Raw genomic sequence first — 17049 nt, 5'->3', positions numbered from 1 at the left:
ACCGCTCGGTCAGGGAGGTCGGGGAGGTCAGGGCTCAAACGTCAACGAGCGCCTCTATTCCCTGAGGAAGGGTTCCATCACGCGCGGCCTCGCCGAGGAACGACAACAGCGTGGCGCGGAAGGCCTGCGCGGCCCGGGTCGGCTCCACGTCCTTGCGGTGCGCGAGGGCGACCGTACGGCGCAGCCCGGGCAGCAACGGGGTGCCCGTCAGCCTCGGCCGGTTCTCCAGCACCATCGAGGGCACCACCGCGATGCCCAGCCCCGCCTCGACGAACCGCAGCACCGCGTCCATCTCCCCGCCCTCCACGGCGAAGCGCGGCTCGAACCCCGCCTGCCGGCAGGCCGCCAGCGTCGCCTCGCGCACGTCGTAGCCCCGGCGGAACATGACCATGGGCCGTCCGCGCAGGTCCTCGATCCGCATGTACGGCCTGCGCCCCCGGGGCGAGGTGGAGGCGACGACGAGGTTCTCGCTCAGGATCTCCTGGGTCACCAGGGAGGGGTCGCTGCTCTGCAGCGGCAGGATGATCAGCGCCAGATCGAGCTGGCCCCGGGCGAGGTCGCGGACGAGGTCGCGCGACCCGCCCTCCTCGACCTTCAGCTCCACGCCGGGGTAGTCGCGGTGGAAGCGGGCCAGCACGTCGGCCAGCAGCCCGGCGCACAGCGACGGGGTCGCGCCGAGGCGCACCCGTCCCCGTCGCAGCCCGGCCAGCTCGGCGACCTCGCGCCGGGCGGTCTCGGCGTCGGCGAGCATGCGGCGCGCGAGCGGGAGCAGCGCCTCACCCGCCGCGGTGAGCGTGACGTTGCCCCGGGCCCGGCTGAACAGAGGCGCGCCCAGCTCGGTCTCCAGGCTCTTGATCTGCTTGCTCAGCGACGGCTGGGCGACCCGCATCCGCTCCGCGGCCTGGGTGAAGTGCCGCGTCTCGGCCACGGCCGTGAAATAGGCCAGTTGCTGGAGCTGCACACCTCAATAGCCTAGGGCTATCGCGAAAGTCGGCTTCATGCGCCCCCACGGGTAGCCCCCGGGTGTGAATTTCGTCGCACATCCCCGGGACCTTCGACTCTGGGAAACGGGGTGGGGCAGAGCACATAGCCCCGGGCTATCGAAACCAGACCTGCCATGACTTGGACGTCTGAACAGCGCAAACCTAGCGTGTGGAGCCGTGACTGCCACTGTTGACCACAATGTGGACTCCGCTTCCGCGGATCGCGGTTCGGCGACCGCGCCGGTCCCCACGCATAGTTCCCCCCGCACACCCGCCCGTCGTGGCCTGCTCGGCACCTCGGCCGGCAGGAAGGCCGTCATGGCCGTCACGGGCGCCGTTCTCGTGCTCTTCCTGATCGCCCACATGCTGGGCAACCTCAAGATCTTCTTGGGTGCCGACTCCTTCAACCACTATGCCGAATGGTTGCGCACCGTGGGCTCGCCGGCGCTGCCGAACCGGACGGTGCTGACGATCACCGAGATCGTGCTCGTGGTCTGCGTCGTGCTGCACATGTGGGCGGCGGTGTCGCTCGCCCGCCGGGCGGCCAAGGCGCGGCCCGTGAAGTACGCGGCCAAGCGGAAGTCGCAGGCCAACGGGTATGCCACGCACACCATGCGGTATGGCGGCGTGATCATCGTGCTGTTCGTGATCTGGCACCTGCTGGACATGACCTTCGGCACGGTGAACCCCGAGGGCGGCGACGCCACGCCGTACGCCCGCATGATCGCCGGCTTCCAGCCCGACCGCTGGTGGGTGGCGCTGTTCTACCTGGTCGCCATGGTGATGGTCGGCTTCCACCTGCGCCACGGCCTGTGGAGCGCGTTCCAGACGCTCGGCCTGACCCGCCGTCCCCGCGTCCGCAGCACGCTGCAGACGACCGCAGTCGCGGTCTCGGCGGTGCTGGTGATCGGGTTCGTCTCCGCGCCCGTCTGCATTCTGATCGGAGTGGTCAAGTGAAGTTCCGTCGCCGCGCGCAGCAGCAGCAGGAGGAGGAGACCGTGAGCCTCCCCGGGATGTATCGGGTGGGCGAGCCCATCCAGGACACCAAGGCGCCGGATGGTCCCATCGAGGACCGCTGGGACACGCGCCGCTTCCAGGCCAAGCTGGTCAACCCGGTCAACAAGCGCAAGCTGACCGTCATCGTCGTCGGCACCGGCCTGGCCGGGGGCTCGGCCGCGGCCACGCTCGGCGAGCTCGGCTACAAGGTCAAGTCGTTCTGCTACCAGGACTCGCCCCGGCGGGCCCACTCCATCGCGGCGCAGGGCGGCATCAACGCCGCCAAGAACTACCGCGGCGACGGCGACAGCATCTACCGGCTGTTCTACGACACCGTGAAGGGCGGCGACTACCGCGCCCGCGAGTCGAACGTCTATCGCCTCGCCCAGGTCAGCGTGAACATCATCGACCAGGCCGTGGCGCAGGGCGTGCCGTTCGCCCGCGAGTACGGCGGCCTGCTCGACACCCGGTCGTTCGGCGGCACCCAGGTGTCGCGCACCTTCTACGCCCGGGGCCAGACGGGCCAGCAGCTCCTGCTCGGCGCCTACCAGGCCCTGGAGCGGCAGGTCGCGGCGGGGAACGTGGAGGTCTTCACCCGCCACGAGATGCTGGAGCTCATCGTCAGCGGCGGCCGGGCCCGGGGCGTCGTGGTCCGCGACATGGTCACCGGTGAGATCGAGACCCACCTTGCCGACGCGGTCGTGCTCGCCAGCGGCGGCTACGGCAACGTGTTCTACCTGTCCACCAACGCCAAGGGCTGCAACACCACGGCGATCTGGCGGGCGCACAAGAAGGGCGCGTACTTCGGCAACCCCTGCTACACGCAGATCCACCCGACCTGCATCCCCCAAAGCGGCGACCACCAGTCGAAGCTGACGCTGATGTCGGAGTCGCTGCGCAACGACGGCCGCGTCTGGGTGCCCAAGCGCAAGGGCGACAACCGCGCGCCGGGTGACATCCCCGAGGACGAGCGCGACTACTACCTGGAGCGCATCTACCCGGCGTTCGGCAACCTCGTGCCGCGTGACATCGCCAGCCGCGCCGCCAAGAACGTCTGCGACGAGGGCCGCGGCGTCGGCCCCGGCGGGCTCGGCGTCTACCTCGACTTCGCCGACGCCATCAGGCGGATGGGCCGCGAGGCCGTCGAGAAGAAGTACGGCAACCTCTTCGAGATGTACGAGCGCATCACGGGCGAGAACCCGTACGAGGTGCCGATGCGCATCTACCCGGCCGTCCACTACACGATGGGCGGGCTGTGGGTGGACTACGACCTGCAGTCCACGATCCCCGGGCTGTTCGTGATCGGCGAGGCCAACTTCTCCGACCACGGCGCGAACCGCCTGGGCGCCTCGGCCCTCATGCAGGGCCTGGCGGACGGCTACTTCGTGCTGCCGACGACGATCGGCGACTACCTCGCCGGGGCCACCTCGTTCGGGCCGGTCGAGGAGGACGACGTCGCGGAGGCCAGGAAGGCCGTCCAGGACAAGATCGACAAGCTGCTGTCCGTCAACGGCAACCGCACCGCCGACTCCTTCCACCGCGAGCTCGGCCGCATCATGTGGGACTACTGCGGCATGGAGCGCACCGAGGAGTCGCTGCGCAAGGCGCTCGAGCGCATTCCCGAGCTGCGCGAGGAGTTCTGGAACAACGTCAAGGTGCCGGGCGACGCCGAGGGGCTCAACCAGGCGCTCGAACGCGCCGGCCGGGTGGCCGACTTCTTCGAGCTCGCCGAGCTCATGTGCATCGACGCGCTGCACCGCACGGAGTCGTGCGGCGGTCACTTCCGGGCCGAGTCGCAGGACGCGGACGGCGAGGCGCTGCGCGACGACGAGAACTTCGCCTACGTCGCGGCGTGGGAGTGGACGCCCGAGGGTCCGGTCCTGCACAAGGAAGAGCTGAACTACGAGTACGTCAAGATGACCCAGCGGAGCTACAAGTGAACCTGACCCTCAAGATCTGGCGGCAGAACGGCTCGTCGGACAAGGGACGGATGGTGACCTACCGGGTCGACGACGTCTCGCCTGACATGTCGTTCCTGGAGATGCTCGACGTCCTCAACGAGCGGCTGATCCTGGAGGGCGACGACCCGGTCGCCTTCGACCACGACTGCCGCGAGGGCATCTGCGGCATGTGCGGCATGGTCATCAACGGCGTCGCGCACGGCGAGCAGAAGCTCACCACGACCTGCCAGCTGCACATGCGGCACTTCAAGGACGGCGACACCATCACGATCGAGCCGTGGCGGGCCGCGGCGTTCCCGGTGGTCAAGGACCTCGTCGTGGACAGGTCGGCGTTCGACCGGATCATCCAGGCGGGCGGCTTCGTCTCCGTGCCCACCGGGTCCGCCCCGGAGGCGCACTCCGTCCCGGTGCCCAAGGCCGACGCCGACGCCGCGTTCGACGCCGCGACCTGCATCGGCTGTGGCGCCTGCGTCGCGGCCTGCCCGAACGGCTCGGCGTCGCTGTTCACCGCGGCGAAGATCACTCACCTGAGCCTGCTGCCGCAGGGCCAGCCGGAGCGCGAGTCGCGCGCCCGGGCGATGGTCGAGCAGATGGACGCCGAGGGCTTCGGCGGCTGCACCAACACCGGCGAGTGCACGGCGGTGTGCCCGAAGGGCATCCCGTTCGACACGATCGCCCGGATGAACGCCGACTACCTCAAGGCGGCTTCCAAGTAGCGGAAGAGGACGTGGGCCGGTCGGCCGGAACATAATGACCTCACCTCCTGGGTAACGTGTGCTTTGTGTTGGCGTAACACGCCTGCCGTGTCTCCGCAGGCGAGGGAGTGAGCATGTCCGTGACCGGTCCACGTTCCACCTTGAAGGTCGCGTCCGCAGTCCACGGCGCGGCCGTCGTCGTGCGGGTGGAAGGCGACCTCGACGCCGGCACCGTTCACCTGCTCCATGACGAGCTGGATGGGCTCTGGAAGTCGCCCGGGACGTCCGTCATCGTGCTCGACGTGGCCGAACTGGGGTTCTGCGATTCGCGCGGGCTCAGCGAGCTGATCTCCGCGTTGCAGCGCGGCCAGGCCCTGAACGTCCGGTTCATACTGAGCGGCGTGCAGGGCGTGCTGCGCCGGGTGCTGACGATCACCGGCCTGCGCAACGTGTTCGAGCAGCACCCGACGGTCGCGGAGGCGCTCGCCCAGGCGACGGACGGAGGCTCTGACTCCGATACCGGCGGGTTGTACGAGATCGCCGGCGGCCGTTGAGCGCCTGCCTCCCCCTGCCTTCGAGGGTGGCCGGAGGTGTAACTTCTGTGTAGATCTTCTGTGCAGATCCTCCATGAGGAGGGTCTTCCGCGACGAGGGCAGGCGATGACGACGAGACTTGGCGTCACGGTGCGCCATGAGGCGACGCACACTCTCGTCACCCTGACCGGCGAGCTGGACGTGATCTCCGGCGAGCGGCTGCGCACCGTGTTCGGCAAGTTGTTCGACGAGTCGTCCGGCGAGTCGTCCGGCACGTCGTCCGGCACGTCGTTCGGCACGTCGTTCGGCACGCTGCCGGACGAGGGCGCCGTCCGGCTGGTCGTGGACGCCTCCGAGCTGACCTTCTGCGACTCCATGGGCCTGAGGCTGCTGCTGGAGACGCACGACCACGCCGTGGAGGCGGGCGGGTTCCTGAAGCTCGCCGGAGTCCGGGGCGTTTTCCTGCGGATTCTCACGGTGACCGGGCTCCACGCCGCGTTCCCCATCCACGAGACCGTCGAGGACGCCGTGGCGGCGCTGGACGGCTGACAGCGGCTGAATGGCGCGGCTGAAGCAGGTCAGAGCGCGCTCCTGACCTCCGTCCGCAGCTCGGACAGGTCGACCCCGGCGCCGGTCAGGATCCGTACGCCCAGGCCCTCGCCCTCGCGGATGACGCCGAGGAGGACGTGCCCGTCGCGGATGTCCCTGCTCTTGAGCGCGATGGCCTCGCGCAGCGCGAGTTCGAGCGTCTTCTTGGCCCGCGGGCTGAACGGGGCCCGGCGCCCGCTGAGGAGAGCCCCCCGGCGATCGCGGCGCGGCTCCCGGTCGAGGGCCCCGACGCCGAAGACCTCCTCGATCTTCTCCCGGACGGCCGACAGGTCGATTCCGATCGACTCCAGGGCCTCGGCGTCGATGTCCCCGCCCGTGGCGTCGCCGAGGATCCGCACGACCTCCGTCCGCACCCGCTCGTGGGTGATCCCGCGGGCCGCGAGGAGCCGGGCCGACAGCGTCTCCGGACGGCTCAGCAGGCCGAGCAGCAGGTGCTCGGTGCCCACCTGCCCGTGCCTGAGCTCCCTGGCCTGCTCCTCGGCGTGTACGACGACCTGCCGGGCGTCGTTGGTGAACCTTTCCAGCATCTACTTCTCCCGTCTCAGCAGTCCTCGCCCGCCCGCGTACTTCTTGTGCACCGCCTGCCGGGACACCCCGAGCAGGAGCGCGATGTCCTGCCAGGACCACCCGGCGTTGCGGGCGTTCTCCACCTGCAGCGCTTCGAGCCGTTCCACCAGGAGCCGCAGGGCCCGTACGGCCCGCAGGCCGACGGCCGGGTCGCGGCTGCCGGCGTCGCTCGCCAGTTGTGCCGTATCGCTCATGTCGTCAACATAGGTTGACAGATGGCCGGATGTCAACCTTGGTTGACGAACCGGTGTGTGCGGGGAAAACGGTTTGCCCCTCGACCTGCGTGTTTGCGAGCCTGGAACGACCATGCGCACTCTTCCTGTGGCCGATCCCGGCATTCCAGACGCCCGCGGGCCGCTGCGCTACCTGTGGTGGGTGGCCCGCGGCCAGGGCTCTACGATGCTGGCCGGAGTCGGCCTGGCGGTGCTGTGGTGGCTGGGGCAGGCGCTCGTGCCGGCGGCCCTGGGCAAGGCGGTCGACGCGATGGCCCAGCGGGACGCGGACACGCTGATCAGGTGGTCGGCGGTGGTGCTCGGTCTCGGCGTGCTCCAGGCGGTCGCGGGGGTCATGCGCCACCGCTTCGCCGTCGTGACCTGGCTGTCGGCCGCCTACCGCACCGTGCAGGTGACCGTACGGCAGGCGACCCGGCTCGGGGCGACGCTGCCGAAACGCCTCTCGACGGGCGAGGTCGTCAGCGTGGGCAACTCCGACATCGCGCACATCGGCAACGCCATGGACATCCTCCTGCGAGGCACCGGTGCGGCCGTCGCCGTCGTCGCGGTGACCGTGATCCTCATCGCCACCTCGGTGCCGCTCGGCCTGGTCGTGCTGATCGGAGTGCCGCTCATGGCGGCCGCGGTGGGTCCCCTGCTCAAGCCGCTGCACCGGCGCCAGCACGCGCAGCGCGACCTGCAGGGCGACCTGGCCACCCGGGCCGCCGACATCGTGGCCGGCCTGCGGGTGCTGCGCGGCATCGGCGGCGAGCAGGTCTTCGCCGCCCGCTACCGCGAGGAGTCGCAGCGCGTACGGCAGGCGGGCGTGCGGGTGGCCTCGGTGGAGTCCCTGCTGGAGGGCGCCCAGGTCCTGCTGCCCGGCGTGCTGATCGCGTGCGTGACCTGGCTCGGCGCGCACTTCGCGCTGGAGGGCCGCATCACTCCCGGTCAGCTCGTCGCGTTCTACGGATACGCGGTCTTCCTGATCGCGCCGCTGCGCACGCTCACCGAGGCCGCCGACAAGCTGACCAAGGGGCACGTGGCGGCGCGCCGCGTCTGCCGCATCCTGTCGCTGGAGCCCGAGATCACCGGCGGCGACCGCCGTTCCGGAGACCCGCACGCGCTGCCGGGCACGCTGCGCGACGGAGAGTCGGGCGTCGAGGTCCGGCCCGGCCGGCTCACCGCGCTCGCGGCGGCCACGCCGGAGGACGCCATCGCCATCGCCGACCGCCTGGGCAGGTTCGCCCCCGGCGACGTCACGCTCGGCGGCACGCCGCTGGCGGAGCTGCCGATCGCCGAGCTCAGGCGGCACATCCTGGTGGCCGACAACGGCGCGCGACTGTTCACCGGACGGCTGCGCGACGAGCTCGACGTGCGGGGCACGGCCACCGACGAGGACGTCCGCCAGGCGCTGTACGCCTCGTGCGCCGAGGACATCGTGGCGGCGCTGCCCGAGGGCCTGGACGCGCACGTGGCCGAGTCGGGCCGCGAGTTCTCCGGCGGTCAGCAGCAGCGGCTGCGGCTGACCCGGGCGCTGCTCGCCGATGCGGAGATCCTGATCCTGGTCGAGCCCACCAGCGCCGTCGACGCGCACACGGAGGCACGCGTCGCCGGACGGCTGGGCAAGGCGCGGGCGGGCCGGACGACCCTGGTCTGCACTACCAGCCCGCTCGTGCTCGACCGGGCCGACCACGTGCTGTACGTCGAGGACGGCGTGGTGCGGGCCCAGGGCACCCACCGGGAGCTGCTCGACGGCGCGCCCGGCTACCGCGCGACCGTCACCAGAGGGGAAGGCTGAGCATGGCCCGCGAGATCCTGCCGGTCGCCGACCGGGCGCAGGTGCGCGCCTACGCGCGGCGGCTGACGCTGAAATATCCGCGCGAGCTCGGCCTCGCGCTCGCTCTGCACGCGCTCGCGGCGATCGCCGGGCTCGTCGCGCCCCGCATGCTCGGCGACCTCGTGGACGGGCTGGCCAAGGGCCGCGCCGACCTGCACGTGGACACCGTCGCCCTGGCCATCGCCGTCTTCGTGGCGGCGCAGGCCGTGCTGGTCAGGTTCGCGGTGTACGCCTCGTCGCGGCTGGGCGAGAAGGTGCTGGCCGAGCTGAGGGAGGACTTCGTCGGCCGGGTGCTCGCGCTGCCGCTCTCGACCGTCGAGCGGGCCGGCTCAGGCGACCTCATCACGCGTACGTCCCGGGACGTGGACGCGCTGTCGCGGAGCGTGCGGCACGCCGTGCCCGAGACCCTGATCGCGGTCGTGACCGGCGCCTTCGTCGTCGGCGCGGTGATCCTCGTCGGGCCGGTGATGGCGGTGCCGTCGCTGGTCGCCGTGCCGCTGCTGTGGGGCGCCACCCGGTGGTACCTCAACCGCGCCAGAGACGGCTACCTGCGGGAGAACGCGGCGTATGCCGACATGACCGAGGGCCTGGCCGAGACCGTCGAGGGCGCGCGCACGATCGAGGCGCTGGGTCTGGAGGCCCGCCGCCGCGCCCGTACGGACCGGGACATCGCCCGGTCGTTCGCCGCCGAGCGCTACACCCTGGGCCTGCGCATGGTGTGGTTCCCGGCGGTCGAGTTCGGCTACGTCGTCCCGGTCGTGGCGACCCTGCTCATCGGCGGGCTGCTGTCCATCGAGGGCTGGGTGACCGTGGCCCAGGTGACGACCGCCACGCTCTACGTGCAGCAGCTCATCGACCCGCTCGACCGGCTGCTGTCGTGGGTGGACGAGCTCCAGGTCGGCGGGGCCTCGATGGCCCGGCTGCTGGGCGTGGCCAACGTGCCCGACGACCGCGTCGCGGGCGACGCCCGGCCGGTGGGGGAGGAGCTGAAGGTCAGCGGCGTGCGATACGCCTACCGCGAGGGCCACGACGTGCTGCACGGCATCGACCTCGACGTACGCCCAGGGGAGCGCCTGGCCATGGTCGGGCCGTCGGGGGCGGGCAAGTCGACGCTGGGCCGCCTCATCGCCGGGGTGCACGCGCCGGCGAGCGGGTCGGTCACGGTCGGTGGGGTGCCGCTGGCCGAGCTGCCGCTCGCCGAGCTGCGCGGGCACGTCGCCCTGGTCACCCAGGAGCACCACGTGTTCCGGGGCACGCTGCGCGACAACCTCCTGATCGCCAGGCCCGACGCCTCCGACGCCGAGATGCGCCGCGCGCTGGAGGCCGTGGACGCCTGGGAGTGGGTGGCCGCGCTGCCGGAGGGCCTGGACTCGGCCGTCGGCTCCGGCCGCACGGCGATCTCCCCGGCGCAGGCCCAGCAGCTCGCGCTCGCCCGGCTGGTGCTGGCCGACCCGCACACGCTCGTGCTGGACGAGGCCACCTCGCTGATCGACCCGCGGGCCGCCCGCCACCTGGAGCGGTCGCTCGCGGCCGTGCTCGACGGCCGTACGGTGATCGCCATCGCGCACCGGCTGTACACGGCGCACGACGCCGACCGGGTGGCCGTGGTGGAGGACGGCCGGGTCAGCGAGCTGGGGTCCCATGACGAGCTGGTGGCGGCGGGCGGCGCCTATGCCGCGCTGTGGGACAGCTGGCACGGCACCGCCCGGTAGTCACGTCAGCCGGTGATGCTCAGCGACTTCCTGAGGAAGTCGAGCTGCAGGAGCAGCAGGTTCTCCGCGACGACCTCCTGCGGCGTCATGTGGGTGACGCCCGACAGCGGGAGCACGGTGTGCGGGCGGCCGGCCGCGAGCAGGGCCGACGACAGCCGCAGCGTGTGCGCGGCGACCACGTTGTCGTCGGCCAGGCCGTGGATCAGCAGCAGCGGGCGCTCCAGCTTCTCGGCATCGCCGAGGAGGGACGACCTCTCGTAGTGCCCCTCGTCGGGGTGGCCGAGGTAGCGCTCGGTGTAGCAGGTGTCGTACAGCCGCCAGTCGGTGACCGGCGCCCCCGCGACGGCGGCGTGGAACACATCGGGGCGGCGCAGCACGGCCAGCGCGGAGAGGTAGCCGCCGAACGACCAGCCCCGGATAGCCACTCGCGACAGGTCGAGGTCGCCCGGGTGCAGGGCCGCCACGCCCTGGAGGGCGTCCACCTGGTCCTGCAGCGACATCGTGAAGTCGTGCAGTATCTCCCGCTCGAAGGCCGGGCCGCGTCCCGGCGTGCCCCGCCCCTCGGCCACGATCACCGCGAAGCCCTGCTCGGCCCACCACTGGGACTCCAGGAACATCCGCCGGGCCGACAGCACCCGCTGGGCGTGCGGGCCGCCGTACGGGTCCATCAGGACGGGCAGCGGACCCGAGCCGGGCACGTGCCACGAGGGCAGCAGGACCGCCGTGGACAGCTCCCGCTCGCCCGCCCGGACGAGCGACACGCGCGGCTCCAGGCCCGGGCGCTCGGCCAAAGATCTAATAGAAGCCGCACCCCCTGATCCTGGCCCCACGGTCACCGTCGTGCCCTCGGTGTCGAGGCTCTGCCGGGCGACGAGCGTCACGCCGCCCGCCCGGCGGCCGGAGTGGACGCCCGGCTCGGTGGTCACCGGGCTGAGCGTGCCCGCCGTGTAGGTCCACAGGTGGATCTCGGTCGGCTCGCCGCTCGCGGAGAAGAGCACGGTGTCGCCGTCCACGTCCAGCACCGCCCGGACCTGCAGGGACGGCGGCGTGACCGGCTTGCCGCCGACCACGAGGCGGTGGCCGCCGTCCGAGTCGGCCACCCACACGAGCGTGCCGTCCGACAGGCGGGCCGGGACGCCGGGGACGATGTCCACCCAGGCCGGGTCGGTGTCCTCGCGCAGGAGCGTCGTCTCGCCCGTGTCCGGGTCGGCCGACAGCAGGCGCATGGTCCGCTGGTCCCGCGAGAGCGTGACGATCGCGAGGCCGTGCGCGTCCCAGACCGCCGTCACCAGATACTCCTGCTCGAACGGCACCGCCGTACGCGCGCCGTCCAGGCCGATGACGTGCAGCGTGACCTCGGCGTTGGCCGTGCCGGCGGCGGGGTAGCGCTGCTGGACTGGCGGCCGGTCGGGGTTGGCCGGGTCGGCGATGTGCCACAGGGCCACCGGCGACTCGTCCACGCGGGCCACGAGCAGGCGGTCGCCGGAGGGCGACCACCAGTAGCCGCGCATCCGGTTCATCTCCTCGGCCGCGATGAACTCCGCGAGGCCGTAGGTGATCAGGTTGTTTTCCGGCTCGGCCAGCGAGGTGTCAGCGTCGGTTTCAGGGCCGGTTTCGGCGTCGGTTTCAGGGCCGGTTTCAGGGCCAGTGTTGATCTCCAGCACGTGCAGGGCGCCGCCCGTGACGTACGCGACCCGCGCGCCGGTGGGGTCGATCCGGGGGTCGATGACCGGCCCGGCCGCCGGGAGCCGCCGCGCCTCGCCCGAGGCGAGGTCGGCGAGGTAGAGGTCGCCCGACAGCGCGAAGACGGCCTGCCGTACCTCCTGGTCCGTGGCGTACGCCACCACGCCGCCCGCCGATTCCCGCGACCGCTCGCGGCGGGCGCGCTCCTCCGGCGGGAGGTCCTCGTCGGCGGCGCCGAGGGCGAGGGGATCGACGACGAGCCGCTCGGCTCCGGACGCGACGTCCAGCTCCCACAGGCAGGTCACCGGATCGGTGCCCGACCTCGTCCTGAGGAAGATCACCCGACCGCCGTCAGGGGAGATCGTGAAGTTGCGCGGCACCCCGAGGGTGAACCGCCGGGTCCTGGCATGCAACCGCGGGAAGCTCTCCGTCATAGCTCCTCATACTGCCAGTACGAGGGCACTACCCTCGGAGGCATGATTGACCGTCGCTTGCTGCTCGTGCACGCCCACCCCGACGACGAGACGATCGGCACCGGCGCGACCATGGCCAAGTACGCCGCCGAGGGCGCGCACGTGACGCTCGTGACCTGCACGCTGGGCGAGGAAGGCGAGGTCATCCCCCCGGAGCTCGCGCACGTCGCGGCCGACAGGGACGACACCCTCGGTCAGCACCGCATCGGCGAGCTGGCCGCCGCGTGCAAGGCGCTCGGCGTCACCGATCACCGGTTCCTCGGTGGGGCCGGCCGCTGGCGCGACTCGGGCATGATGGGCGCGGCGACCAACGACCGCCCCGGCTGCTTCTGGCGGGCCGACCTCGACGAGGCCGCGGGCGAGCTGGTCAAGGTGATCCGCGACGTCAGGCCCCAGGTCCTCGTCACCTACGACGAGAACGGCTTCTACGGCCATCCCGACCACATCCAGGCGCACCGCGTCTCCTGGCGGGCCTTCGAACTGGCCGCCGACCCCGCGTTCCCCGGCGGGGAGCCGTGGCGGATCGCCAAGTTCTACCTCACCGCCATGCCGAGATCGGTGCTGCGGCGGACCATCGAGACCATGCGCGAGGCCGACATCGACTTCTGGGTGCCGGAGTCGATCGACGACATGCCGGGGTGCGCCGACGACCACGTGACGACGGAGATCGACGCCCGGCCCTACGTGGAGGCCAAGCTCGACGCGATGCGGGCGCACGCGACGCAGATCGCCGTGGACGCGCCGTGGTTCGCGCTGTCGAACAACGTCGGCCAGCAGGTCCTCGGGGTCGAACACTTCATCCTGCGGGCGGGGGTCCCCGGCAAGCCCGGCATCGGCGCTCCGCCCGAGGTCGGCGGCCTCGGCGAGCCGTACAACCGCGAGATCGACCTGTTCACCGGCATCGGCTGAGGTATCGGATAAGTTGGGCGGTATGACCCAGGAGACGCATATCGGCGTCGAACCCGCCGAGAACGTCCCCGGCCCGCTGGCCGGGGTCGTGACGGGTGCGGCGTACGGCGTGCTCTTCCTGCTGGGTGTGGTGCTCGGTGTCGTCGGGGGCTTCCAGCACGCGTGGTACGCCGGGGAGGTGCCCGTCGCCGCGATCGGCTGGCTGGCCGCCCTGTTCGCCGTGCCGTACGCGATGGGCAGGCTGATGGGCGGCAAGCTGGGCGCGCTCGTCCCCGCCATCGGCTGGCTCCTCGCGTCGTTCCTGCTGGCCACGCCGCAGCGGGCCGGCGACCTCGCCATCGCGGGCAACTCGGCCGGCTACTGGTACCTCTACGGCGGCGCCGCCGCCGTCGCGGCGGCCGTGGTCGTCACCCGCTCCACCGGTTCGTGGCTGCTGAAGGCGTACGGCCGCCCGTAGCTTGTCCAGCAGCTTGTCCGGGCGGGACCGGTCGCCGATGCTGAGGACATGCGGCGGTCGCACCGGGTCAGGCAGGTCATCAATTACGTCAACCTCTCCACGCCCCTCGGGCTGCTGATCGCGCGGATCGGCGGAGCCGGCACCCGCAGGGGAGAGCGGGGCCTCGTCTACGCGCACGGCTACCGCATCCCGTTCCCCGTCGCCGGGGCGTTCACGGTGGGCAACGTCGTCCTGACCAAGCATGGCGAGGGCTATCTCACCGGCTGCCTGCTCGACCACGAGTCCCGCCACGCCACCCAGTACGCGTTCTGCGTCGGCCTGCCCATGCTCGTGCTGTACGTGCTCGCCTCGGCCGTCTCGTACGCCGTCTGCGGTCATCCGGCCTCGTGGAATCTCTTCGAGCGGATGGCCGGCCTGGACGACGGCGGTTATCCCCGGGTGCATCCCTGGTGGACGAGACGGTGGAGGAGGTCCCGTTCCTCCTGAGGACGGAGCGAAGTCGGCCGTTATCGACCGGTCGTAGGAGGAATACTTTCGGCTCTGCGGGGATCATGGAGAACGGAAGGGAGTTCCCCATGTCGCAGACGATTCATCCGGAAAGCCCTGAGGTTCCAGAAATCTCCGTTTCTCCCGTTCCGAAGGCGCCGGTTGTTCGCCCGGCCGGGCCCCGCCGGTGGCCGTCCGGTTTCGCCGACAGGCTGACCGCCCCTCTTCCGGACTTCCGCGAGGTCACCAGCGTCATGTGGCACGGCCAGCTGCGGCCCGACATCGGTGACAGCGACCAGATTCCCGTCCACCGCGTCGGCCTGCCCCGCGCCGCCGCGACCGAGACCGTGGCGACCTGGGTCGGCCACGCGACGTTCGTCCTCCAGATCGGCGGGCTCACCGTGCTGACCGACCCGGTGTGGTCCCGCAAGATCCCCGGCGTGCGCCAGCGGCTCACTCCTCCCGGCGTCGCCTGGTCCGACCTGCCCACGATCGACGCGGTCGTGATCAGCCACAACCACTACGACCACCTGGACGCGCCGACGATCCGCCGCCTCCCACGGGACACGGCCGTCTTCGCGCCCGCCAAGCTCGGCGGCTGGTTCCGGCGGCGCGGGTTCCGCAACGTGACCGAACTGGACTGGTGGGAGTCGGCCCGCCTCGGCGACGTGACCTTCGACTTCGTCCCGGCGCACCACTGGAGCCGCCGTACCCTCTGGGACACCTGCCGCACCCTGTGGGGTGGGTGGGTGCTCACCTCCCCCGAGCATCGGGTCTACTTCGCCGGCGACACGGCGTACGGGGAGCGGTTCGCCCAGATCGGCGAGCGTTACCCGGGCATCGACCTCGCCCTCATGCCGGTCGGCGCCTACGAGCCGCGCTGGTTCATGAAGGTCTCCCACGTCGATCCCGCCGAGGCCGTGCAGGGCTGCCTCGACGTCGGCGCGCGGCGGATGGCCACCATGCACTGGGGCACGTTCGTGCTGTCGGGCGAGCCGCTGCTGGAGCCCGTGCGCGAGGCCCGCGCGGTATGGGAGTCACGCGGCCTCGATCCCGCCGACCTGTGGGACCTCGCCGTCGGCGAGAGCCGTACGCTGCCCTGACGGAACGGTTGCCTGGGGAACAATGCGCCATGAGCTTCGCGACCGCTGATCTTTTACGACGCCCACGGTGACGCGCTGCGCAGTTGTGTCACCCAGTTCCGCTCGTACGGCTCACGCGCGCGATTCTCCGGCCGGATCTCCACAATCCGCTGCCTGGAGGACAACGCGCTCGTCAAACAGGTGCTCGCGACACCCGCTGATGGCCGGGTGCTGGTGGCCGACGGCGGCGGATCGCTGCGCACAGCACTGCTCGGCGACATGATCGCCGCCTCCGCGGCGGAGAACGGCTGGGCGGGCGTAGTGATCAACGGCGCTGTACGGGACACGGCCGCCCTGGCCGGCCTCGACCTCGGCATCAAGGCGCTCGGCACCAATCCGCGCAAGAGCGCCAAGACCGGTCTGGGAGAGGTCGACGTCCCCGTGAGCTTCGGCGACGTGACCTTCGCCCCGGGTGCATGGCTCTACAGCGACGAGGACGGCATCCTGGTCAGCGACCACCGCCTCCACACCTGAGCTTCCCCGGGCGGCTACTCGCGCCGCCGCCCGGCCCTGTCTGCGCGTCGCCCGGCTTGCCCGCGTTGCGCGGGCCTGCCTGCGGGGTGCCCACTGTGCCTCCCGCCTCACTCCCGCAGTCGCCCGGGCCTGTCCGCGCGTCGTGCCTCCCTCACTCGCGCAGCCGCCTGCTCCCGATCCGGTGGTAGGTGAAGGCCCAGCGGTCTTTGCCTTCTTTGCGGCGGGTGTAGCGCTCGGGGCGCTGGTAGCGGTCGCGGTTGTGGAACTGGCAGGCCGGTCCGAGGAGCTTCAGGTCGGTCAGGCCGCCGGTGCTCCAGTTGTCGGCGTGGTCGATCTGGCACATGGTCGCGGGCAGGGGGCAGCCGTCGATCCAGCAGGTGGCATACCGGGCGAACACCGCCCGCCGCTGCGCCGGAGTGGCCAGGCGGACCTTGCGGCCCATGTCGAGGACCTGCCCGTCGGCGTTCATCACGATCCGCACGAGGGTGGAGGTGCGGGCGAGGCGGTGCACGCTGGAGACGGGCAGCACCTGCCCGGTCGCCAGCAACAATCCCGGCACCATCCCCAACGACGCCCCCAACGCTGGTCCCAGTGACGCCCCCAGCGACGCCCCCAACGCTGGTCCTAGTGACGTCCCCAGCGGAGCCCCGAGCGGCGTGCCTGCCGACGCTCCCGGAGCTGCCCCCGGTGACGCACCCTGCGATGCTCCTTGCGCCGCTCCCGGTGTCCCTCGCCCGGCTTCCGGTGTGCCCGACGTTCCCGGTGCCTGCGTCGCACGCGAGCAGCGCGCCTCGCCGTCGCACCGGCACGTGCCCTGGCCATGCCGGCATTCCCCCGCAGGCCGAGGCCCGGCGTGGGTGTGACCTGGGGAGGCGTCCTCGGGTGGAGGATCCGGCTGTGCCGCCTCCGAAAGCGCTGCATCCGAAGGCGCTACCTGCGATAGCGGTGCGCCCGAAGACGCCGTGTCCGAAGGGGCCGTGCGCGAACGCCGGCCAGCGTCGGCGGGCCATGCCGACGCGCGCCGCGTGCCGTGGGTTGCTCCAGACGGGGCCGCAGCGTGGTCGCCGTCTCCGTCCTTGGCGGGCGGGCTCTCGTCGTAGTCGGCGGAACTGGTGCTCGCGGTGTCGTCCGGCGCGCACTCGCTAGGCCGTCGCTTAGGGGCCTCGCGCTCACCGACTCCGCAGCCGCGAGACTCCTCATCGCGAAGTCCGGTCGCGGCGTCGCCAGAGCCAGAGGCAGGGTCGATGGCGGAGTCGGCGGCAGGGGCAGTGGCGGGGGCAGTGGCGGGGGCAGTGGCGGGGTCGGCCTCGGCCTCGGCCG

The 17049-nt window shown here is 71.6% G+C and carries 16 protein-coding genes and 1 pseudogene; 12 read left to right on the top strand and 5 right to left on the bottom strand.

The window, feature by feature from the left end; genetic code table 11:
* Positions 1-34: 34 nt before the first annotated feature.
* Complete coding sequence (locus tag FLX08_RS17230; protein WP_142619886.1) at positions 35-961, bottom strand: LysR family transcriptional regulator; 927 nt, start codon at positions 959-961, stop codon at positions 35-37.
* A 199-nt stretch (positions 962-1160) separates the two neighbouring features.
* Between FLX08_RS17230 and FLX08_RS17225 the strand changes: the two genes are divergently transcribed.
* The 5 genes from FLX08_RS17225 (at position 1161) to FLX08_RS17205 (ending at position 5717) form a co-directional block, all read left to right on the top strand.
* Positions 1161-1940: a succinate dehydrogenase cytochrome b subunit gene (locus tag FLX08_RS17225; RefSeq protein ID WP_244312700.1), complete on the top strand. Its 780-nt coding sequence runs from the start codon at positions 1161-1163 to the stop codon at positions 1938-1940.
* Between the two features lie 56 nt (positions 1941-1996).
* A complete protein-coding gene (locus tag FLX08_RS17220; RefSeq protein WP_142619969.1) occupies positions 1997-3919 on the top strand; it encodes a fumarate reductase/succinate dehydrogenase flavoprotein subunit in 1923 nt (640 codons plus the stop codon).
* Complete coding sequence (locus FLX08_RS17215; protein ID WP_142619885.1) at positions 3916-4656, top strand: succinate dehydrogenase/fumarate reductase iron-sulfur subunit; 741 nt, start codon at positions 3916-3918, stop codon at positions 4654-4656. Before FLX08_RS17220 ends, FLX08_RS17215 begins: the two co-directional genes overlap by 4 nt.
* A gap of 113 nt (positions 4657-4769) precedes the next feature.
* Positions 4770-5189, top strand: coding sequence for an STAS domain-containing protein (locus tag FLX08_RS17210; protein ID WP_142619884.1), 420 nt, complete (start codon positions 4770-4772; stop codon positions 5187-5189).
* Positions 5190-5294: 105 nt separating this feature from the next.
* Positions 5295-5717: an STAS domain-containing protein gene (locus FLX08_RS17205; protein WP_142619883.1), complete on the top strand. Its 423-nt coding sequence runs from the start codon at positions 5295-5297 to the stop codon at positions 5715-5717.
* 29 nt (positions 5718-5746) lie between these two features.
* Here FLX08_RS17205 and FLX08_RS17200 read toward each other — a convergent pair whose 3' ends face one another.
* Together FLX08_RS17200 and FLX08_RS17195 are read right to left on the bottom strand one after the other, a co-directional pair.
* The gene (locus FLX08_RS17200; RefSeq protein ID WP_142619882.1) at positions 5747-6304 is read right to left on the bottom strand and encodes a Clp protease N-terminal domain-containing protein; all 558 of its coding nucleotides are present in this window, start codon (positions 6302-6304) and stop codon (positions 5747-5749) included.
* The gene (locus tag FLX08_RS17195) at positions 6305-6538 is read right to left on the bottom strand and encodes a hypothetical protein (protein ID WP_030507490.1); all 234 of its coding nucleotides are present in this window, start codon (positions 6536-6538) and stop codon (positions 6305-6307) included. It lies immediately after the preceding gene.
* A 112-nt stretch (positions 6539-6650) separates the two neighbouring features.
* Here FLX08_RS17195 and FLX08_RS17190 point away from each other — a divergent pair, with 112 nt between their 5' ends.
* Together FLX08_RS17190 and FLX08_RS17185 are read left to right on the top strand one after the other, a co-directional pair.
* The gene (locus FLX08_RS17190; protein WP_142619881.1) at positions 6651-8354 is read left to right on the top strand and encodes an ABC transporter ATP-binding protein; all 1704 of its coding nucleotides are present in this window, start codon (positions 6651-6653) and stop codon (positions 8352-8354) included.
* Between the two features lie 2 nt (positions 8355-8356).
* On the top strand, positions 8357-10105 hold the full coding sequence (locus tag FLX08_RS17185) for an ABC transporter ATP-binding protein (protein ID WP_142619880.1): 1749 nt from the start codon (positions 8357-8359) through the stop codon (positions 10103-10105).
* Between the two features lie 5 nt (positions 10106-10110).
* Here the strand turns inward: FLX08_RS17185 and FLX08_RS17180 are convergent, their stop codons facing one another.
* On the bottom strand, positions 10111-12222 hold the full coding sequence (locus tag FLX08_RS17180) for a prolyl oligopeptidase family serine peptidase (protein WP_142619879.1): 2112 nt from the start codon (positions 12220-12222) through the stop codon (positions 10111-10113).
* Between the two features lie 42 nt (positions 12223-12264).
* On the opposite strand from FLX08_RS17180, the gene mshB reads away from it, so the two are divergent.
* From mshB to rraA, 5 genes and pseudogenes are all read left to right on the top strand, one after another.
* Entirely contained in the window at positions 12265-13170 is a 906-nt protein-coding gene (gene mshB / locus FLX08_RS17175; RefSeq protein ID WP_142619878.1) for an N-acetyl-1-D-myo-inositol-2-amino-2-deoxy-alpha-D-glucopyranoside deacetylase, read from the top strand.
* Positions 13171-13192: 22 nt separating this feature from the next.
* Positions 13193-13627, top strand: coding sequence for a DUF6113 family protein (locus FLX08_RS17170; RefSeq protein ID WP_142619877.1), 435 nt, complete (start codon positions 13193-13195; stop codon positions 13625-13627).
* Between the two features lie 48 nt (positions 13628-13675).
* Positions 13676-14113: a hypothetical protein gene (locus FLX08_RS17165; protein WP_142619876.1), complete on the top strand. Its 438-nt coding sequence runs from the start codon at positions 13676-13678 to the stop codon at positions 14111-14113.
* A gap of 254 nt (positions 14114-14367) precedes the next feature.
* A complete protein-coding gene (locus FLX08_RS17160) occupies positions 14368-15216 on the top strand; it encodes an MBL fold metallo-hydrolase (RefSeq protein WP_244312699.1) in 849 nt (282 codons plus the stop codon).
* A 29-nt stretch (positions 15217-15245) separates the two neighbouring features.
* Positions 15246-15729: pseudogene (rraA, locus tag FLX08_RS17155) on the top strand (ribonuclease E activity regulator RraA).
* 151 nt (positions 15730-15880) lie between these two features.
* Here rraA and FLX08_RS17150 read toward each other — a convergent pair.
* Positions 15881-16279 carry an HNH endonuclease signature motif containing protein gene (locus FLX08_RS17150; RefSeq protein WP_167530462.1) on the bottom strand — a complete coding sequence of 133 codons (399 nt, stop codon included), beginning with the start codon at positions 16277-16279 and terminating at the stop codon, positions 15881-15883.
* Between the last annotated feature and the right edge of the window lie 770 nt (positions 16280-17049).

This window comes from Microbispora hainanensis (genome assembly GCF_006874475.1).
Lineage (GTDB): Bacteria > Actinomycetota > Actinomycetes > Streptosporangiales > Streptosporangiaceae > Microbispora > Microbispora hainanensis.
The sequence above is the reverse complement of the archived record's forward strand: the minus strand, read 5'-3'. Positions and strand labels throughout refer to the sequence as shown.